Below are 13,984 nucleotides of genomic sequence, written 5' to 3' on the forward strand. Positions count from 1 at the left end.
GCGGAGAAACAGCATGTTCCATCGAATCGCGTTACTGGTGTGTGCCGCCTTGCTCAGTGCTTGCGCTGCTGACCAGATCAATCATGACTTTGACGCCAGCCGGGACTTTGGCGCCTACCGCAGCTGGAGCTGGAAAGAACCCGCCCTGCAATATCGCCCCGACGATCCGCGCATCAAGAGTGACCTGACCGAGCAGCGCATCCGTCAGGCGGTGGCCGAGCAATTGGACCAGCGGGGTCTGCGCCCGGCCCAGGGCGGGAGCCGGGCGGACCTGAATGTCCAGGCGTATCTGATCGTCGAAGACCGTCAGCAACAGGTCACCACCCACTATGGTGGAGGCTGGGGTGGCCCATGGAATGGCTACTGGGGCGGCCCGATGTACAACGAGACCCGTAACATCACCTACAAGGTGGCGACCCTTCAGATCGACTTGCTGGACGGTAAGGACGGCAGGCTGGTGTGGCGTGGCAGTGATGAACAAATGCTCAGCAGCTCGCCCAATCCCGCCGACCGCACGACTGCGGTGCGTACTACGGTGATGCGAATCCTGCAGAACTACCCGCCGCACTGAGGCCTTTACCAGGCAGTGGCACCGGTTTTGGCAAGCGCCGCAGACAGCCTGTGGCGCGCCTTTGCGCCGACAGTCAGGCGAGCTGGCAGCCTGCCAGCGCAGGCCCGGGCCTTTGACTACACTGCTGTGCATCGATGGAGAGTGCGCTCGGCTGCGAGCCGGTAAAGGAGTGCCCCGATGTCTCCTCTGAAGCGGTTTACCGGCCCGGCCCGTCAACGTGGCGCCATTGGCCTGATGGCGGCAACGACCCTGGGCCTGGCGCTGTTGCTGATGCTGCTGGTGGTGGACAGCGGCCGGCTCTACATGGAGCAGCGCAAGTTGCAGCGGGTAGCGGACAACGCGGCGCTGGAAGCCGTCAGCCGTGGCGGCAATTGCCTGGCCGGCCTGACGGCCGCCACCTATGTCGGGCAGAGTGCCGTGCGCAATGGCTTCGTCGTCGCCGCCGGCAATACCCTGACCACCAACTGCGGCTTCCTGAGCACCGGAGCCGACGGTTTGCGGACCTTCAATGCCAACCCGGCGCAGTCGGCGGCTGTGCAGGTAATCGCCACGAACACCGTCCCCATCAGTGTGGCCTCGGGTGTTGCTGCGCTGTTCTCGCCAGGTCCGATCAACCTCACCACGCAGCTCACGGCCACAGCCGTTGCGGCTGCCCCCACGCCACCGCTGGCGCAACTGAGCATTCGCAGCACCATCGCCACCGTCAACAGCGCCAACTCAGCGTTGCTCAATGCCCTGGTGGGCAACATGCTCGGCGGCAGCGTGAACATCAGTGCCGTGGGCTGGAATGGCCTGCTCAACAGCGATATCAATTTGCTGAGCTACCTCGACCAACTGGCCATCGACCTGGGCGTCGCCGCCGGCAACTACACCCAGTTGCTCAACACCCAGGCGAGCCTGACTCAACTGATCCAGACTGCCGCCACCGTGGTCCAGGCCAATGGCGCGACCGCCGACATACTGGCGGCCCTGGGGAGCCTGCAGGCGGCGGTGAGTGCTCAGATACCGGAGCTGGAACTGGCGGACATCCTGAAACTGCAGACCGGTGCCGTGTCCACCGCGCTGGATGCCAACGTGCAGCTGTTCCAACTGCTGCAAGCGATGGTTCAACTGGCCAACAGCAAGAGCGCGGTGGCGGCGGTAATACCGGCCAACCTGCTGGGCCTGGCCAGCGTGACGGTCAGGGTCAAGGTCATCGAGCCACCGCAGTTCTCGGCGGTCGGTGACCCTCGGCTGGCCATCCTCGATCCGTTGGGAGCCAATCGCATCTATGTGAGCACAGCCCAGGTACGGACGCTGGTTTCGGTCAACCTCACGGGCCTGTCCGGGGTGACCGGCCTGGCCAATGCCGTGCTGGGGCTGGTGGGTTCGCTGACGCCGACCCTCAACAGTGTCCTGAGCCTGAACCTGGCGGCCACCATCAACTCCGTGGGCTGCCTGCTGGGCGCCGGCTGCCAGCAAGTCGACCCGCAAGTGCTGCCTTCTCCGCGAATCGACATCAACCTGGAGTTGGGGGGCGCCAAGGCCTACGTCACCAACTACAGCTGTCCGACGGGCAACACCGGAAGCAAAAGCCTCACGGCGCACAGCGAATCGTCCCTGGCCGACATCAAGGTCGGGCAGATTGATCCCAACACGACGTTCTCTTCCTCGACGCAACCTGTGGTGACGCCGCTGCCGATCATCGACCTGGGCATCTGGACCTGTCGCAAGATTCTCGGGATCGGCAGTTGCGGGCCAGCACGCACAGCCTTCGCCGCCGGGGGCATCGGCATCATGGTCGACGCTTCGCTGGGGCTCAGCCAGACCGGGCCGAACCTGGGGCGGGACCTGACTTACTCAAGCGGTGCGCCGGATTTTTCCGTCCCCCCGAACGTCAACCAGGCGCCGAGCTACCAGAACGCTGCCCCGACCAACAACCTCTTCAACAGCCTGTCGGGCACTATCTCCGGGATCAGCCTGCAGGTTTACCAGCCGGTCAGCGCCAACCTCCTGGGTTCGGTGGTGGCGGGCGCGGGAGGGCTGATCAATGGTGTCACCAGCCTGATCATGCCGTTGATCAGCAATCTGCTGAGCCCCTTGCTCGATCCGCTGTTGAACAACCTGCTGGCGGCATTGGGGGTCAGCCTGATGGACGTCGAGGTCGGTGCCAACCTCACCTGCGGGCAGACGGGCAGGGCCTATCTGGTGATCTGATCCGCCTGGACAATTGGCAGTTCGATGCAAAAGCGCGCGCCGTCCTGACCGTTGCTGACACTCAGGCGACCGCCCATGTTCTGGACTATGCCGTAGCTCACCGACAGACCGAGCCCGGTGCCGACGCCCACCGGCTTGGTGGTGAAGAAGGGTTCGAAAATCCGTTCCAGCAGCCGCGGGTCGATGCCGCCGGCGTTGTCCTCGACCCACAGGCGCACCCACTGTTCGTCGCGCTGGCCATGTACGGCAATCCAGGGTTTGAAATCCTTCTGCTGCCCCTGCTTGCCCAGCAGGGCGTCTCGGGCATTCACCAAAAGGTTGATCAGCACCTGTTCCAACTGGTCGACAAAGCCCAGCACCTGAACCTCGAAACCCAGCTCGCTGATACGCAGTTCCAGCCCCTTGCCACGCATGCCCTCGGCCAGCAGCGACAGGGTCCCCTCGATGGCCTGGGCCGGATTGAAGGGCTGTTGCTCCACCTCCGAGCGCCGGCCGAATACCCGCATGTGATCCACCACTCGAGCGGCCCGCTGGACCTGAGCGTCGATGCGATGGAGTTTTTCGGTCAGGTAGTCGACCTGGATATCGCCACTGTTCAGGCGCTTGAGCACATTGACGATGGCCATGCGCATCACGTTGAGCGGCTGGTTGATTTCATGGGCCAGGCCGGTGGCCATTTCCCCCAGGGTGGCCATTTTCGCGCTTTGCGTCAGTTGCTGTTGGGAACGCCGCACTTCGGTGTTGTCGCGGCCCACGGCCTGGATTTCCAGCAACTGCCCCTGTTCATCGAATACCCCACGATCCGACCAGACCCACCAGGCGTGTTCACGCCCTGGCAGTTGCAGGTTGATCTCGGCGGTGCTGACCGGAAACTCCGGGCTCAGCAACGTGAGCCGCCGTTCAAAACCCTCGCGCTGCTCGGCGGACAGCCACTGTCCGAGATTGCTCCCCGGCAGATCTTCGGCGGCGCACTCCAGGTAGGCCGCCAGCGGCCGGTTGCCGAAGGTCAGGGTCAGGTCCGGGCGGTAGCGGCAGATCATCGCCGGTGAGTCTTCCACCAGAATCCGGTAGCGCTCTTCGCTCTGGCGCACGTGCTCGGCGGCCAGGGTGGCTTCGGTGACGTCCAGCCACAGGCCAACAGCTTCCACCGGCAGGCCCAGGTCATCGCGTAGCAGCTGGGCTTCGTCCAGTACCCAGTGAAAGTTCCCCTGGCGATCCCGGAGTCGGTAGCGGGCATGGACGTTGCCCTCACGCAGCAGTTGGCGACAGCGCTGGAAGTACAGGTCGCGGTCCTCGGGATGGACCCAGTCCGCCACGGCGCCTTCGTTGCAGTCTTCCAGGCTCCAGCCCAGCAGCGGTTGCAGGCTGGCGCTGAAAAAACTCGGTTGCAGAGCGCCTTCCAGGTAGCGCTGGACATAGATCACCGCCGGCGAGCTGGCGATCAGGTTGTCCAGGCGGGCATGGGCGGCAGCGGCTTGTTGCTGTTGGTTCTTGATATCGCTGATATCCAGCATGAACCCCACCAGCCGTTGCTGTTCGCCTCGTCCCAGGGCCTGGCCCTGCAAACGGTACCAGCGCGTCGCCGCGCTCGGGTCAGCTTCGTGCAGGCGTACGCAGAGCAGCAGCGGCTTGCCCAGCTTCAGGGCCTGCAGGCGGCTGTTGAGTTCGGCGCGGTCGGCGGGATGAATCAGTTCCAGCCACTCCTGGACGCTGAGTCTGTTGCTGTCGGCGGGCAGTTGCAGGCTGGCGGCCAGAGGCTTGGCCAGCAACACTTCGGCCGTGTCGGCGCGCAGTTCCCACCAACCGGTGCCCAGCAGCCCTTGCAGGGCTTCCAGGCGCTCCAGGTGCAGGTGATGACGCTGTTCCCGCAGGCGGCTGAGCAGTGGTCCGGCCAGGGCCGCAGTGAGCATCAGCCAGTCGCGGTCCAGCAGGTTGGGCGCGTGTTGCTGTACGGCGTAACAGCCGCACAGCAGCCAGGCCGCGACGCCATGGTCGTCCCGGTAGGGCACCAGAAAACCTTCGCGATGACCGAAGATACCCTGCAATCGCGGGTGTTCATTCAGGCCCTGGATTTGATTCAGATGCAGCGGTGTATTGCCGCTCAGGCTATCCAGGCCAGTCCCCAGGTCCTGGTCGTCATGCCACAACCGGGGCGAGTCATGGGCACTGTAGCAACTGTGGATGACCCAGCTTTGTTCCTGTTCGTCGAGCAAGGCCAGGCCCAGGCAGGGGATGTGCCAGTAGCGGGCCAGGTCGGCGAGTTGGTCGTGCAGCACGTCCGGCAGGCGGGTCAGGTTGCACAGGCGGATCTGTTCGCTGATCTGCGCGGCGAAGATCTGGCATTGCTCACGGCTCAGGGCCTGTTGGCGTTGCTGGATCAGGTCGCCGATGTCCAGCAGATGCAGCAACCATTGCGAGCCCCAGGGCTGGAGCCAGCCGCGCAGGTGCAAGGTCTTGCCACCCAGCCCGCGCAGGTCCAGGTCCAGCACTTGTCCGCTCCAGTCGGCGGGACGGCCTTCGAGGGCCAGGGTGCTGCCGGGCAGGATGTAGTCCAGCAGGTGCGATGGTTCGGCGCTGGGGGGCAACTGGGCCAGCCCATGACGCAATGGCCCGCTGCTGGTGAGGACCCGGCCCTGGGGGTCGAGTACCAGTTGCAGGCCAACAGCCTGGGGCGGGACCCGGGACTCGTCGGCGGGGAGTGGCTGACGCCCCAGCAAGCGTCCAAGCAGCTTGTCACCAGAGGTCAAAATTGCACACTCGAGATGGCGCTCAGGTTGGTGGGCAGGTTGGGCACCGGGCCGACCACCGGTAATACCAGGCGCGGCAGTACCTGGGTGAGTTTCTGGGTGGGGTAGTCGATCCGTACTGTGAGTACGCCGTTGGCGTACACCGCGCTGTGGTCGGTGGCGGCGAAGTTGAAGGCCGGCGGAATCCAGTTGGTCTGGTTCTGCACCACCGTGTTGGCCAGGTCCTGCACTGTGGTGGCGTAGTCGTCAGTATTGGGGTCGACCGCCACGGCCCGGCGCACCGCTTCAGCGGTCGCCTGGTTGAAGGATTGCATCATCAGCAGCGGCAGGCTGTAGCTGACCAGGCCGTAAAACACCGCGAAGAAGATCACGAACACGGCGGCGAACTCGATCGCCACAGCACCTTTCTGCTTTCTAGGGAGGCCCGGTTTCATGAGTGCGTCTACCCTGACAACCACTATGTCCATTGAGCATAGGATCAATCCGGCAAAAGGAACCCTCTTAGGCGATGCATTTCTGGGTTTTGTGGATCTGGTTGGCAATCTGTGCGCTGCAGGATCTGCGTCAGCGGCAGATCGCCAACAGCTTGACTCTGGGCGTCGCGCTGCTGGCCGGCCTATACCTGTTGTGGACCGGCAGTACCTGGCTGGGGGCCAGTGCCGCACAGGGTGGTTGGGCATTGTTGCTGGCCCTGTTGTTCACTTTGCCCGGGTATGCCATGGGGCGGATGGGGGCGGGGGACGTCAAGTTGATGGCGGCCCTGGGGCTGCTCTGCGACCCGGAGCACTTACTGGGGGCCTTTATCGGCGCTGGGCTGTGCAGCCTTATGTGGTTGCTGATCGCGCCCAGGCTCTGGTTTCAGCAGAAACAAGGGCTTGAGCCCCAAGAGGGAGGGACCGGCAGGCGCTTGTCAAAAAAATACCCATTTGCTCCCTTTGTACTGGCTGGAATGGTCTTAACTGTGAGCGTGATCCATTAGTCGCCGGACTGATTAATGCGATGTACATAGTCGGAAAGTGGGTCTAGGTTTTTATGTGTAGCTGCCTGGATCATGCGAGGCAGGACAGGAGTGGCCAGTCGACGAATGGCCCGCACGGAGTAGCACGTGAACAAGCTCACCTCACAGATGAAAGTGCTCGTGGTCGATGATCAGCCACTGATTGTCGAAGAACTTTGCGAGTTTCTTGAAAGCAGTGGTTACCGTTGTGTTCCTTGCGAGTCCAGCCTCCAGGCGATGGAGTGCTTCAACAAGGACCCGGAAATCTCCCTGGTGCTCTGCGATCTGCACATGCCCGATATGGACGGTATCCAGCTGGTGCAGGAACTGCAGCGCCTGGCCGGCAAGCATCGGGTGTTCGAAGCCATCATGCTCACCGGGCAGGCGGACAAACAGGACGTGATCAAGGCCCTGCGCGCCGGCATTGCCGATTACTACCAGAAACCCATCGACCTGGACGAACTCCTCGAAGGCCTGCAGCGTCAGGAAGTCGCCTTGCAGGAGCGGCAGAAGAACCTGCACCTGGGGCACCTGAACCAGAAGCTGCAGTTTCTTTCGGAGTCCATAGACGATCTCTACCAGGACCTGGACAAGGTCCGGCGTACCCCTGCCGCCAGTCGCAGCGAGGAGTCTCAGGGCGACAGCGCATACGGGGATGCCATCGAGATTCCGGCCATCTTCAACCAGCTGTCGCCACGACAACTGGACGTGGCGCGACTGGTGGGCAAGGGGCAGACCAACTACCAGATCGCCTGTGAACTGGGGATCACCGAAAACACCGTAAAACTCTACGTTTCCCAGGTCCTGCGGCTGACCCACATGCACAACCGCACGCAACTGGCCCTGGCCTTGTCACCGAGCAATTCGGGGCTGCGCCAGCGGGTCACCGCCCACTGATAACGAGCAGTGCATGGCGGCGGTGATGAGCTTGCCGCCGCTTGATTGCCTCCTGGCTACTTGGTTTCCACCTTGCCACCGGCATCCGGGTCGTACAGGTCCGGAATTTCGTAGTGGTATTTTTTCAACCAGCGTTGCAACGCCAGCTCACGTTCCGTGGGGGTCGCCGACTGTGGCTGCGGCGAGGCGGCCAGGTTGCGGCTTTGCAACAGCAGCCAGCCTTCGGTCTCCTGCTGCTGGGGCGAGGCGGGGCCTGCATCGATGGCTTGGGCAGCCAGAGGCATGGTCAGCAGGGCGGTGCAGCAGAGCATGGGCAGTTTCATTTCAGCGCTCCTTGGACGGCGTGGCCTCGGGCTGCAGGGTCGTGGAACCCTTCGCCACCTGGGGCACGGAGGCCGTGGTTGTCGCGGGTTTCCCCAGCGCCTCGGCGCGGGCCTGGGCCTGGGAAAACTGCTGGGGATTCAGGTTGGCCTGGCTGACCACTTCGGCGGCCTGCTTCCAGTTGTCCTGATAAAGCAACAGGGTCACCAGGTTGATGGCCGCCAGCGGCTCGGACTGCTTGAGCTCGATGGCGGTGAGGAATTCGAAGCGTGCATCTTCGATGCGCAACTGGTTGAGGTAGACGACCCCCAGGTCGTTGCGGATTTTTTCATTGGTCGGTGCCAGTCGCGCCGCCCTTTGCAGGTGAGCCTGAGCCTGGCCGTTGTCCCCCCGGGCCGCCGCCAATTGGCCCAGGCCATGCTCGCCCTCGGCGGCCAGGCAGGAGCCCAGCAGGCTGCGGTACAGTGGCTCGGCCTCATTACGGCCCAGCAGGCGGTAGACCCGGGCCTTGCGCACCCGCACTTCGGCGAGGTTGTCCGGCAGGTTCTGCAGGTTGGCCAGGCTGGCGTGCAGCTTGCCGTCGTTGGCCATCTCATCGGCGAGGTTCACCGCCAGCTCCTGCTCGGAGCTGAGCTTGGCGCAACTGGCGGAGTGGGTCAGGGCTGCCCACGGCACCTGGCCGTTGCTGGCGCATCCGCCGAGCAGCAACAAACTGGTGGCGACAATCATGGCTTTCATCAGATTCCCTCTAGGCAGCAAAGGCCCGGGCGATGGCGGTGAAGCCCGGCCCGGCCAGCACGATCAACAAGGCGGGGAAGAGAAACAGCATCATCACCACCGACATTTTGGCCGACATTTTCGATATGTATTCCTGCAGGCGAGTCAGGCGCCGGTCGTCGAGCAACTGCTTGAGGGCCTGCAGGGATTTCATCGCCCCGCCGCCTTGCAGTACCAGTTGCTGGAGAATCACACAGGTGTCGGTGAATTCGTCCACCGCCAGCAGGGTCGCGGTCTGGCTGAGCTCCTGGCCCAGCTCCAGGCCCGAATCGACCCGTGCCAGGATCAGGCGCAACTCGTGGGTCAGTTCCGGCAGCAGCTTCCCGGCTTCGTTGCTCAGGACCCGCAGGGCCTGTTCCACGGCCATGCCCGACTCGAACAGAATGCGCAGCAAGGGAATGAAGGTCGAAATCTCCAGGGCGATCTGCTTCTGCCGGCGGTGAGCGGCGTAGGCCAGGGCGCGCTTGGGCAGCAGATAACCGGCCCCGGCCGCCAGCATCGGTACCAGCCATTTGCTTTGCGCGTTGGGGAATGCCACTTCCTGGACAAAGATCACCAGGCACACCGCCAGCACCGGGGTCGCGATCTGGCTGGCGGCGAACAGCGAGCGCTGGCTGGCGCGACGCCAGCCCAGACGGTTGAGCAGGGTCTGGGTCTCGCTGTCCATGCTGACGGCGCGCTGGCCGAAGCGGCTGTCGCCCAACTGTCGCAGCCAACTGCCCAGGCGGTTGTCACGGGTCAGGTTGCCTTGCAGGCGCTGGGCAACCTGGCGCTCGCGCCGGCGTTGCTCCAGCACGCCGTTGCCAAGCAGCAGCAAGGCACCTAAAAACAGCATCGCAGCGGCCAGCAGAAGCATTTCAGATACTCCTCAACATGCGCCACAGGGCCAGGCAGCCGAAGATCTGCAAGCACACGGCAGTGATCAGCATTTTCTGTCCGGAAGGGTCGTGCCACATGCCCAGCATGTAGCCCGGGTTGGTGAGCATGAAGTAGCCCACCAGCAGCAGCGGCAGGGTTCCCAGGACCCAGGCGGTCATGCGGGTTTCGCCGGTCATCGCGCTCAGTTGTCGGGCCCCTTGTTCCCGCTCGCGAATCAGCTTGATCAGGTTCTCCAGCAGCTCGCTGGCGTTGCCGCCATATCGGTGATTGACCTTAAGGCCCAGGGCGAACATGCGTAACTCGTCCTGCTCGTAGAACTCGGCGAAATCGTTGACCGCGTCCGGCAGATTGACCCCCAGTTGCACGTTGCGCTGGATACGCCCCATGGCTTGTTTCAGCGGATCGTTACTGGCCTCGATGGCTCCCAGCACGGCGTCTGCCAGGGTGCGTCCGGACTTCAGGCTGCGCACGCTGTGATCCAGCAAGGGCGGCAGTTGTTCGATCATGCGTTTGAGCCGGCGCTGGTACAGCCAGGCGACATACAGCCGCAACAGCAGCGGTGGGCCGAAGAGGCTGCCCAGCAGTCCGAGCCAGTCCCCCAGCAGGTAGCCCAACAACATCAGCACTGCCCACACCACCAGCCACAGGCCCAGGCGCTCACTGGGCTGGCCCAGGCCGGCGCGGGCAAAGGCGCGCTCCAGGCCGATCCATGGACTGCGTTGCGTGCTCAGCTCGGGTTGCCCTTCGGCCAGCCGGTTGAGCACTCGCTCACGCTCGGTCTTGCGCACACCGTGGTAGAACAGCCAGCCGGAAAGCCCCAGCAGAATCAGGCAGATCAAGGTAAGCAGCAGGCCGATCATGGGCTACCTCGCCGGTTCAATTGACGCTCAGCCCGCTCTCGCGGCGCAGTTTGTCACCCGCCGGGTGCAGCGCCTCGCGCAGGAAACCGAAGCCAAAGCCGCTGCGGCGATCCAGGCGGAACAGGGTGTTGGTGACATAGATGTCATCGCGAATGCCCACCACCTCCACCACTTCGCTGACGCAGCGCCGGCCATCGGGCAGGCGGGTCAACTGGATCACCACATCCAGGGCTGCGCAGATCATCTGCCGCAAGGTGCGTTCGGCGATCTGGCGACCGGTCAGGCCCACCAGGGTCTCCAGGCGCAACAGGGCATCCTGAGCGTTGTTGGCGTGTACCGTACTCATGGAACCATCGTGGCCGGTGTTCATCGCGGTCAGTACATCCAGTACTTCCACGCCGCGGATCTCACCGAGGATGATCCGATCCGGGCGCATCCGCAGGGCGTTGCGGATCAGGTCGCTGGCCTTGACCTCGCCATGGCCCTCGGCATTGGGCGGGCGGGTTTCCAGACGCACCACATGGGGGTGCCCCAGTTGCAGTTCGGCCACGTCTTCGATGGTCACCAGCCGTTCGTGGGGATTGATCAACTGGCTGAGGATGTTCAGCAGGGTGGTCTTGCCGGTACCGGTGCCGCCGCTGATGAGGATGTTGCAGCGTTTGCCCACGGCCTCCTGGAGGAACTCGAAGATCGCCAGGTCGATGGTCTGCATGGCGATCAGGTCGCTGCTCTTGAGCATGTCCTTGCGAAATTTACGAATCGACAGGCAGGGGCCGTCCAGGGCGATGGGAGGAATGATGGCGTTGACCCGGCTGCCGTCCGGCAGGCGCGCATCGACCATCGGCGAGGACTCGTCGAGGCGTCGACCCAAGGGGGCAAGGATCCGTTGCATGACCCGCTCAACGTGGTGGGCGTCGATGAAACGCAGGTCGCTCTGGTGCAGCACGCCGTCGCGCTCGACGAATACCCGGTGCGGGCCGTTGACCAGGATCTCGGTCACCGCCGGATCGCGCAGCAGCACTTCCAGGGGGCCGAAGCCGGTCAGCTCATCGACGATTTCCTCCGCCAGCCGTTCCATTTCATAGCGGGAAATCGCCAGGTGCATGCGCGCGATGTACTCCGCCACTTTGTCGGTGACGAACTGCGAGAGGTTCTGCCGTGAGCTTTCCAGCAGGTTTTTCCCCGAGTCTTCGATGGCATCGATGATGTAGCGATGCAGCACCAGCTTCAGGCCTTCGTGATCGCTATTGCCCGGTGCCGGACGAGCCGGGGCGCCAAAGAGTTTTTCGCTGCTCATCTGCCCCCCATGATTCTGTTGAGCCAGCCGGCCTTGGGCTTGGGCAGGCCTTCGGAGCGCTTGGCCAGGCGTTCGCCCAAGGTGCGAATGCTTTGGGTCAAGCTCTCCCGGGGGGCCATTTCAAACAGGGTGACTCCCTGGTTCTTGGCGTTCAGGCGCACCTCCGGGCTGTAGGCCAGCACCGCGATCACTTCCAGGCCGAAAGTCTTGCCCAGGGTTTCGGAATCCGGAGTGACGGCGCGCAGGTAGCGGTCCACCAGCAAGCGGGCGTGCTCCAGTTTCATGCCCTTTTCGCGCCAGTGATTGAGGACCGCCAGGTTGCGCCGGCAGTCGAGGACATTCTGGTCGGTGCACCAGATCAGCTTGTCGCAATGACTGACGAAGGTCCGCAGAGCCTCGCTGTCGGGCTGGCCAACGAGGTTCACCACGATGTGCTGGAAGTGCTGGCGCAAGGCGCTGAGCAACATGTACAGCTCGGCTGCGCTGGTGTGTTCCAGGGGCTCGTCGTGACTGGCGTAGGCGAGGATGCGCAAGCCGGCTTCAGTGCTGGTGAAGGCGCTGTCGATCAGGGTGGTATCCAGGCGCCGCAGGTGGCGCAGGGCATCGCCGAAGTGGAACGAACTTTCCAGCCCCAGCAGTGCCAGGCTGTCGCCACGGGGCAGGCCGAGGTCCAGCAGCAGGGTTTGCTGGCCGCTCTTTTGCACCACCAGGGCCAGGTGCCCGGACAGGAGTGCGCCGTCGCTATCGGCTTGCACGCCGTAGAGCACGGTCAGGCCGCCCATCTGGGTGTTGGGCGTCACTGCCGGCAGGCGTTTGCTCAAACGTCTGACCAGACCGGCAACTTCGCTGGAACGCGAGCCGTACGCGACGAAGTCCCGGGCGCCGGCACGCATGGCGTTGAGGACCAACTGGTTGTCCATGCCATCGCCGAGGGCGACGATCGCCAGCATCGGCTTGGCTTCCAGGGCCCCTTCGATCAGTGCGGCCTGGGCCACCACATGCTCGCGGTCGAGGCCGACGAATACCAGGTTGGCGAAAGTCACGTCCACCAGCGCCAGCAACTCGTCGAGGCTGCCATCGGCCCCTACCACCTGGCCCAGGGGCGCCAGGGCGCCTTGCAGCCACTCAAGATCGGTGCTGTTGCGGGTGATGGCCAGGAACGTCTGGCTCATGTTCTGGCTCATTGCGATAGCCCGCTGCGCTTGTCGAAGTTGCCGTTCTCGAGGAAGAACATGCGATAGAAGTTCGGGTCGTAGCTGCGCAGGCGTTCACCGGGCAAGGCCGGCAGCTTGGCATCGGCGGCCAGGGGCTGGACCAAATGCGGAGTGACCACCATCAGCAGCTCGCGCTCTTCGCGATTGATCGTCGAGTCGCGGAAAAAGGCCCCCAGTACCGGGATGTCCCCCAACCCGGGAAACTTGTTCACCAGGGAACTGTTGCGGGTGCTGATCAGGCCGCTGATGACGAAGCTCTCGCCATCGGCCAGGGAGATGCTGGTGTCCGTGCGTCGTACGGTCAGCGCCGGTACCACGGTCCCGGCGATGGTCACGCCGTTGCTGTAGTCCAGCTCGCTGACCTCCGGGGCCACTTTCAGCGAAATGCGACCGCTGTCGACAATGGTGGGGGTCAGGGTCAGGCGGATACCGAATTCCTTGTATTCGATGGTCACGCTGTTGCTAGCGGTGCTGGGCACCGGAATAGGGATTTCGCCACCGGCCAGGAAGCTTGCGCTCTGGCCGCTGAGGGCCACCAGGGATGGCCGGGCCAGGGTGTAGGCGAAGCCGCTGCCTTCCAGGGCGTTGATCAGGGTCAGCACTCGGCCGTTGCCGAAGCCGATATTGAAGGTGCCGTTGTCCAGGGGGATGTTGGTCCGCCGACCACCGAAGGTCGGGGTGACGCTGCCGGCGGTGCCGGTGGTGACGGGAGCGGTGCCAGGGGAGCCGAACAGGAAGTTGTTTCCGCGGCCGAAGATCGAGGCACTGGCTTCCTTGAGCTTGGTGCGGCTGACCTCGACGAAGCGGATATCGGTCTGTACCTGGCTGGGCAGCAACGGATCATCGCTGATTGGCAAGCCGCTGGCGGTCATGTCGGCAGTGGCCCGGCCGCGGACGAACACCATGCTCTGGCGTGGAGTGCTGGAGCAGGAGGTCCAGACCATCAGGCTGGTGGCGCCGGGAGCCATGCCAGTGAGCAGAAAGGCCTTGTTGCCGTTGGCGTGGACATCGGCAACTTTTGGATCGCCTACTGCCAAGCGAGTGATGACCACCGGGGACTGCAGCTCCTGTTGCAAACCTTCGCCGACTTCCAGCACGGCCGGCAACGGCGCCAGGCTCGAGCAGCCCGACATTGGCGCGGCCATGGCCGGGTTCCAGAGCCATTGGCCCAGACTCAGCGTCAGCAGTGTGGTGAACAGCGGCATGGAACGACTGCGCATGTCATGCA

Annotated in this window: 13 protein-coding genes; 4 read left to right on the forward strand and 9 right to left on the reverse strand. The window is 63.8% G+C overall.

Annotated features, from left to right (window positions below):
• Positions 1–13: 13 nt before the first annotated feature.
• Both DWF74_RS19455 and DWF74_RS19460 read left to right on the forward strand, forming a co-directional pair.
• On the forward strand, positions 14–571 hold the full coding sequence (locus tag DWF74_RS19455) for a DUF4136 domain-containing protein (protein ID WP_102881942.1): 558 nt from the start codon (positions 14–16) through the stop codon (positions 569–571).
• A 177-nt stretch (positions 572–748) separates the two neighbouring features.
• Complete coding sequence (locus DWF74_RS19460; protein WP_115581520.1) at positions 749–2,767, forward strand: pilus assembly protein TadG-related protein; 2,019 nt, start codon at positions 749–751, stop codon at positions 2,765–2,767.
• Here the strand turns inward: DWF74_RS19460 and DWF74_RS19465 are convergent.
• Both DWF74_RS19465 and DWF74_RS19470 read right to left on the reverse strand, forming a co-directional pair.
• On the reverse strand, positions 2,752–5,514 hold the full coding sequence (locus DWF74_RS19465) for a PAS domain-containing sensor histidine kinase (protein ID WP_115581521.1): 2,763 nt from the start codon (positions 5,512–5,514) through the stop codon (positions 2,752–2,754). The two genes, DWF74_RS19460 and DWF74_RS19465, sit on opposite strands and share 16 nt — an antisense overlap.
• Positions 5,511–5,948, reverse strand: coding sequence for a TadE/TadG family type IV pilus assembly protein (locus tag DWF74_RS19470; RefSeq protein ID WP_115581522.1), 438 nt, complete (start codon positions 5,946–5,948; stop codon positions 5,511–5,513). The genes DWF74_RS19465 and DWF74_RS19470 overlap by 4 nt, the downstream gene beginning before the upstream one ends.
• A 74-nt stretch (positions 5,949–6,022) precedes the next feature.
• Between DWF74_RS19470 and DWF74_RS19475 the strand changes: the two genes are divergently transcribed.
• A complete protein-coding gene (locus tag DWF74_RS19475; protein WP_115581523.1) occupies positions 6,023–6,493 on the forward strand; it encodes an A24 family peptidase in 471 nt (156 codons plus the stop codon).
• A 126-nt stretch (positions 6,494–6,619) separates the two neighbouring features.
• Positions 6,620–7,408, forward strand: coding sequence for a response regulator transcription factor (locus DWF74_RS19480; RefSeq protein ID WP_115581524.1), 789 nt, complete (start codon positions 6,620–6,622; stop codon positions 7,406–7,408).
• Positions 7,409–7,464: 56 nt separating this feature from the next.
• On the opposite strand, the gene DWF74_RS19485 is transcribed toward DWF74_RS19480, so the two are convergent.
• The 7 genes from DWF74_RS19485 to DWF74_RS19515 are packed head-to-tail and all read right to left on the reverse strand — an operon-like array spanning position 7,465 to position 13,976.
• The gene (locus tag DWF74_RS19485; protein WP_102881936.1) at positions 7,465–7,731 is read right to left on the reverse strand and encodes a DUF3613 domain-containing protein; all 267 of its coding nucleotides are present in this window, start codon (positions 7,729–7,731) and stop codon (positions 7,465–7,467) included.
• 1 nt (position 7,732) lies between these two features.
• Positions 7,733–8,467 carry a tetratricopeptide repeat protein gene (locus DWF74_RS19490; protein ID WP_102863011.1) on the reverse strand — a complete coding sequence of 245 codons (735 nt, stop codon included), beginning with the start codon at positions 8,465–8,467 and terminating at the stop codon, positions 7,733–7,735.
• Between the two features lie 10 nt (positions 8,468–8,477).
• Entirely contained in the window at positions 8,478–9,362 is an 885-nt protein-coding gene (locus tag DWF74_RS19495; RefSeq protein ID WP_102863012.1) for a type II secretion system F family protein, read from the reverse strand.
• A 1-nt stretch (position 9,363) separates the two neighbouring features.
• Positions 9,364–10,245: a type II secretion system F family protein gene (locus DWF74_RS19500; RefSeq protein ID WP_115581525.1), complete on the reverse strand. Its 882-nt coding sequence runs from the start codon at positions 10,243–10,245 to the stop codon at positions 9,364–9,366.
• 16 nt (positions 10,246–10,261) lie between these two features.
• Positions 10,262–11,542, reverse strand: a complete 1,281-nt coding sequence (locus DWF74_RS19505; protein ID WP_115581526.1) for a CpaF family protein — start codon at positions 11,540–11,542, stop codon at positions 10,262–10,264.
• Complete coding sequence (locus DWF74_RS19510; protein ID WP_102863015.1) at positions 11,539–12,726, reverse strand: AAA family ATPase; 1,188 nt, start codon at positions 12,724–12,726, stop codon at positions 11,539–11,541. The genes DWF74_RS19505 and DWF74_RS19510 overlap by 4 nt, the downstream gene beginning before the upstream one ends.
• A complete protein-coding gene (locus tag DWF74_RS19515) occupies positions 12,723–13,976 on the reverse strand; it encodes a type II and III secretion system protein family protein (protein WP_102863016.1) in 1,254 nt (417 codons plus the stop codon). Before DWF74_RS19515 ends, DWF74_RS19510 begins: the two co-directional genes overlap by 4 nt.
• Between the last annotated feature and the right edge of the window lie 8 nt (positions 13,977–13,984).

Origin of the sequence: Pseudomonas protegens (genome assembly GCF_003363755.1) — a bacterium.
Taxonomy (GTDB): domain Bacteria; phylum Pseudomonadota; class Gammaproteobacteria; order Pseudomonadales; family Pseudomonadaceae; genus Aquipseudomonas; species Aquipseudomonas danubii.

Bases quoted from the DNA above. Each gene is read 5' to 3' on its own strand.
- DWF74_RS19455 (WP_102881942.1), top strand. From the start codon at position 14: ATGTTCCATCGAATCGCGTTACTGGTGTGTGCCGCCTTGCTCAGTGCT.
- DWF74_RS19460 (WP_115581520.1), top strand. From the start codon at position 749: ATGTCTCCTCTGAAGCGGTTTACCGGCCCGGCCCGTCAACGTGGCGCC.
- DWF74_RS19470 (WP_115581522.1), bottom strand. From the start codon at position 5,948: ATGAAACCGGGCCTCCCTAGAAAGCAGAAAGGTGCTGTGGCGATCGAG.
- DWF74_RS19475 (WP_115581523.1), top strand. From the start codon at position 6,023: ATGCATTTCTGGGTTTTGTGGATCTGGTTGGCAATCTGTGCGCTGCAG.
- DWF74_RS19485 (WP_102881936.1), bottom strand. From the start codon at position 7,731: ATGAAACTGCCCATGCTCTGCTGCACCGCCCTGCTGACCATGCCTCTG.
- DWF74_RS19490 (WP_102863011.1), bottom strand. From the start codon at position 8,467: ATGAAAGCCATGATTGTCGCCACCAGTTTGTTGCTGCTCGGCGGATGC.
- DWF74_RS19495 (WP_102863012.1), bottom strand. From the start codon at position 9,362: ATGCTTCTGCTGGCCGCTGCGATGCTGTTTTTAGGTGCCTTGCTGCTG.
- DWF74_RS19500 (WP_115581525.1), bottom strand. From the start codon at position 10,245: ATGATCGGCCTGCTGCTTACCTTGATCTGCCTGATTCTGCTGGGGCTT.
- DWF74_RS19505 (WP_115581526.1), bottom strand. From the start codon at position 11,542: ATGAGCAGCGAAAAACTCTTTGGCGCCCCGGCTCGTCCGGCACCGGGC.
- DWF74_RS19510 (WP_102863015.1), bottom strand. From the start codon at position 12,726: ATGAGCCAGAACATGAGCCAGACGTTCCTGGCCATCACCCGCAACAGC.
- DWF74_RS19515 (WP_102863016.1), bottom strand. From the start codon at position 13,976: ATGCGCAGTCGTTCCATGCCGCTGTTCACCACACTGCTGACGCTGAGT.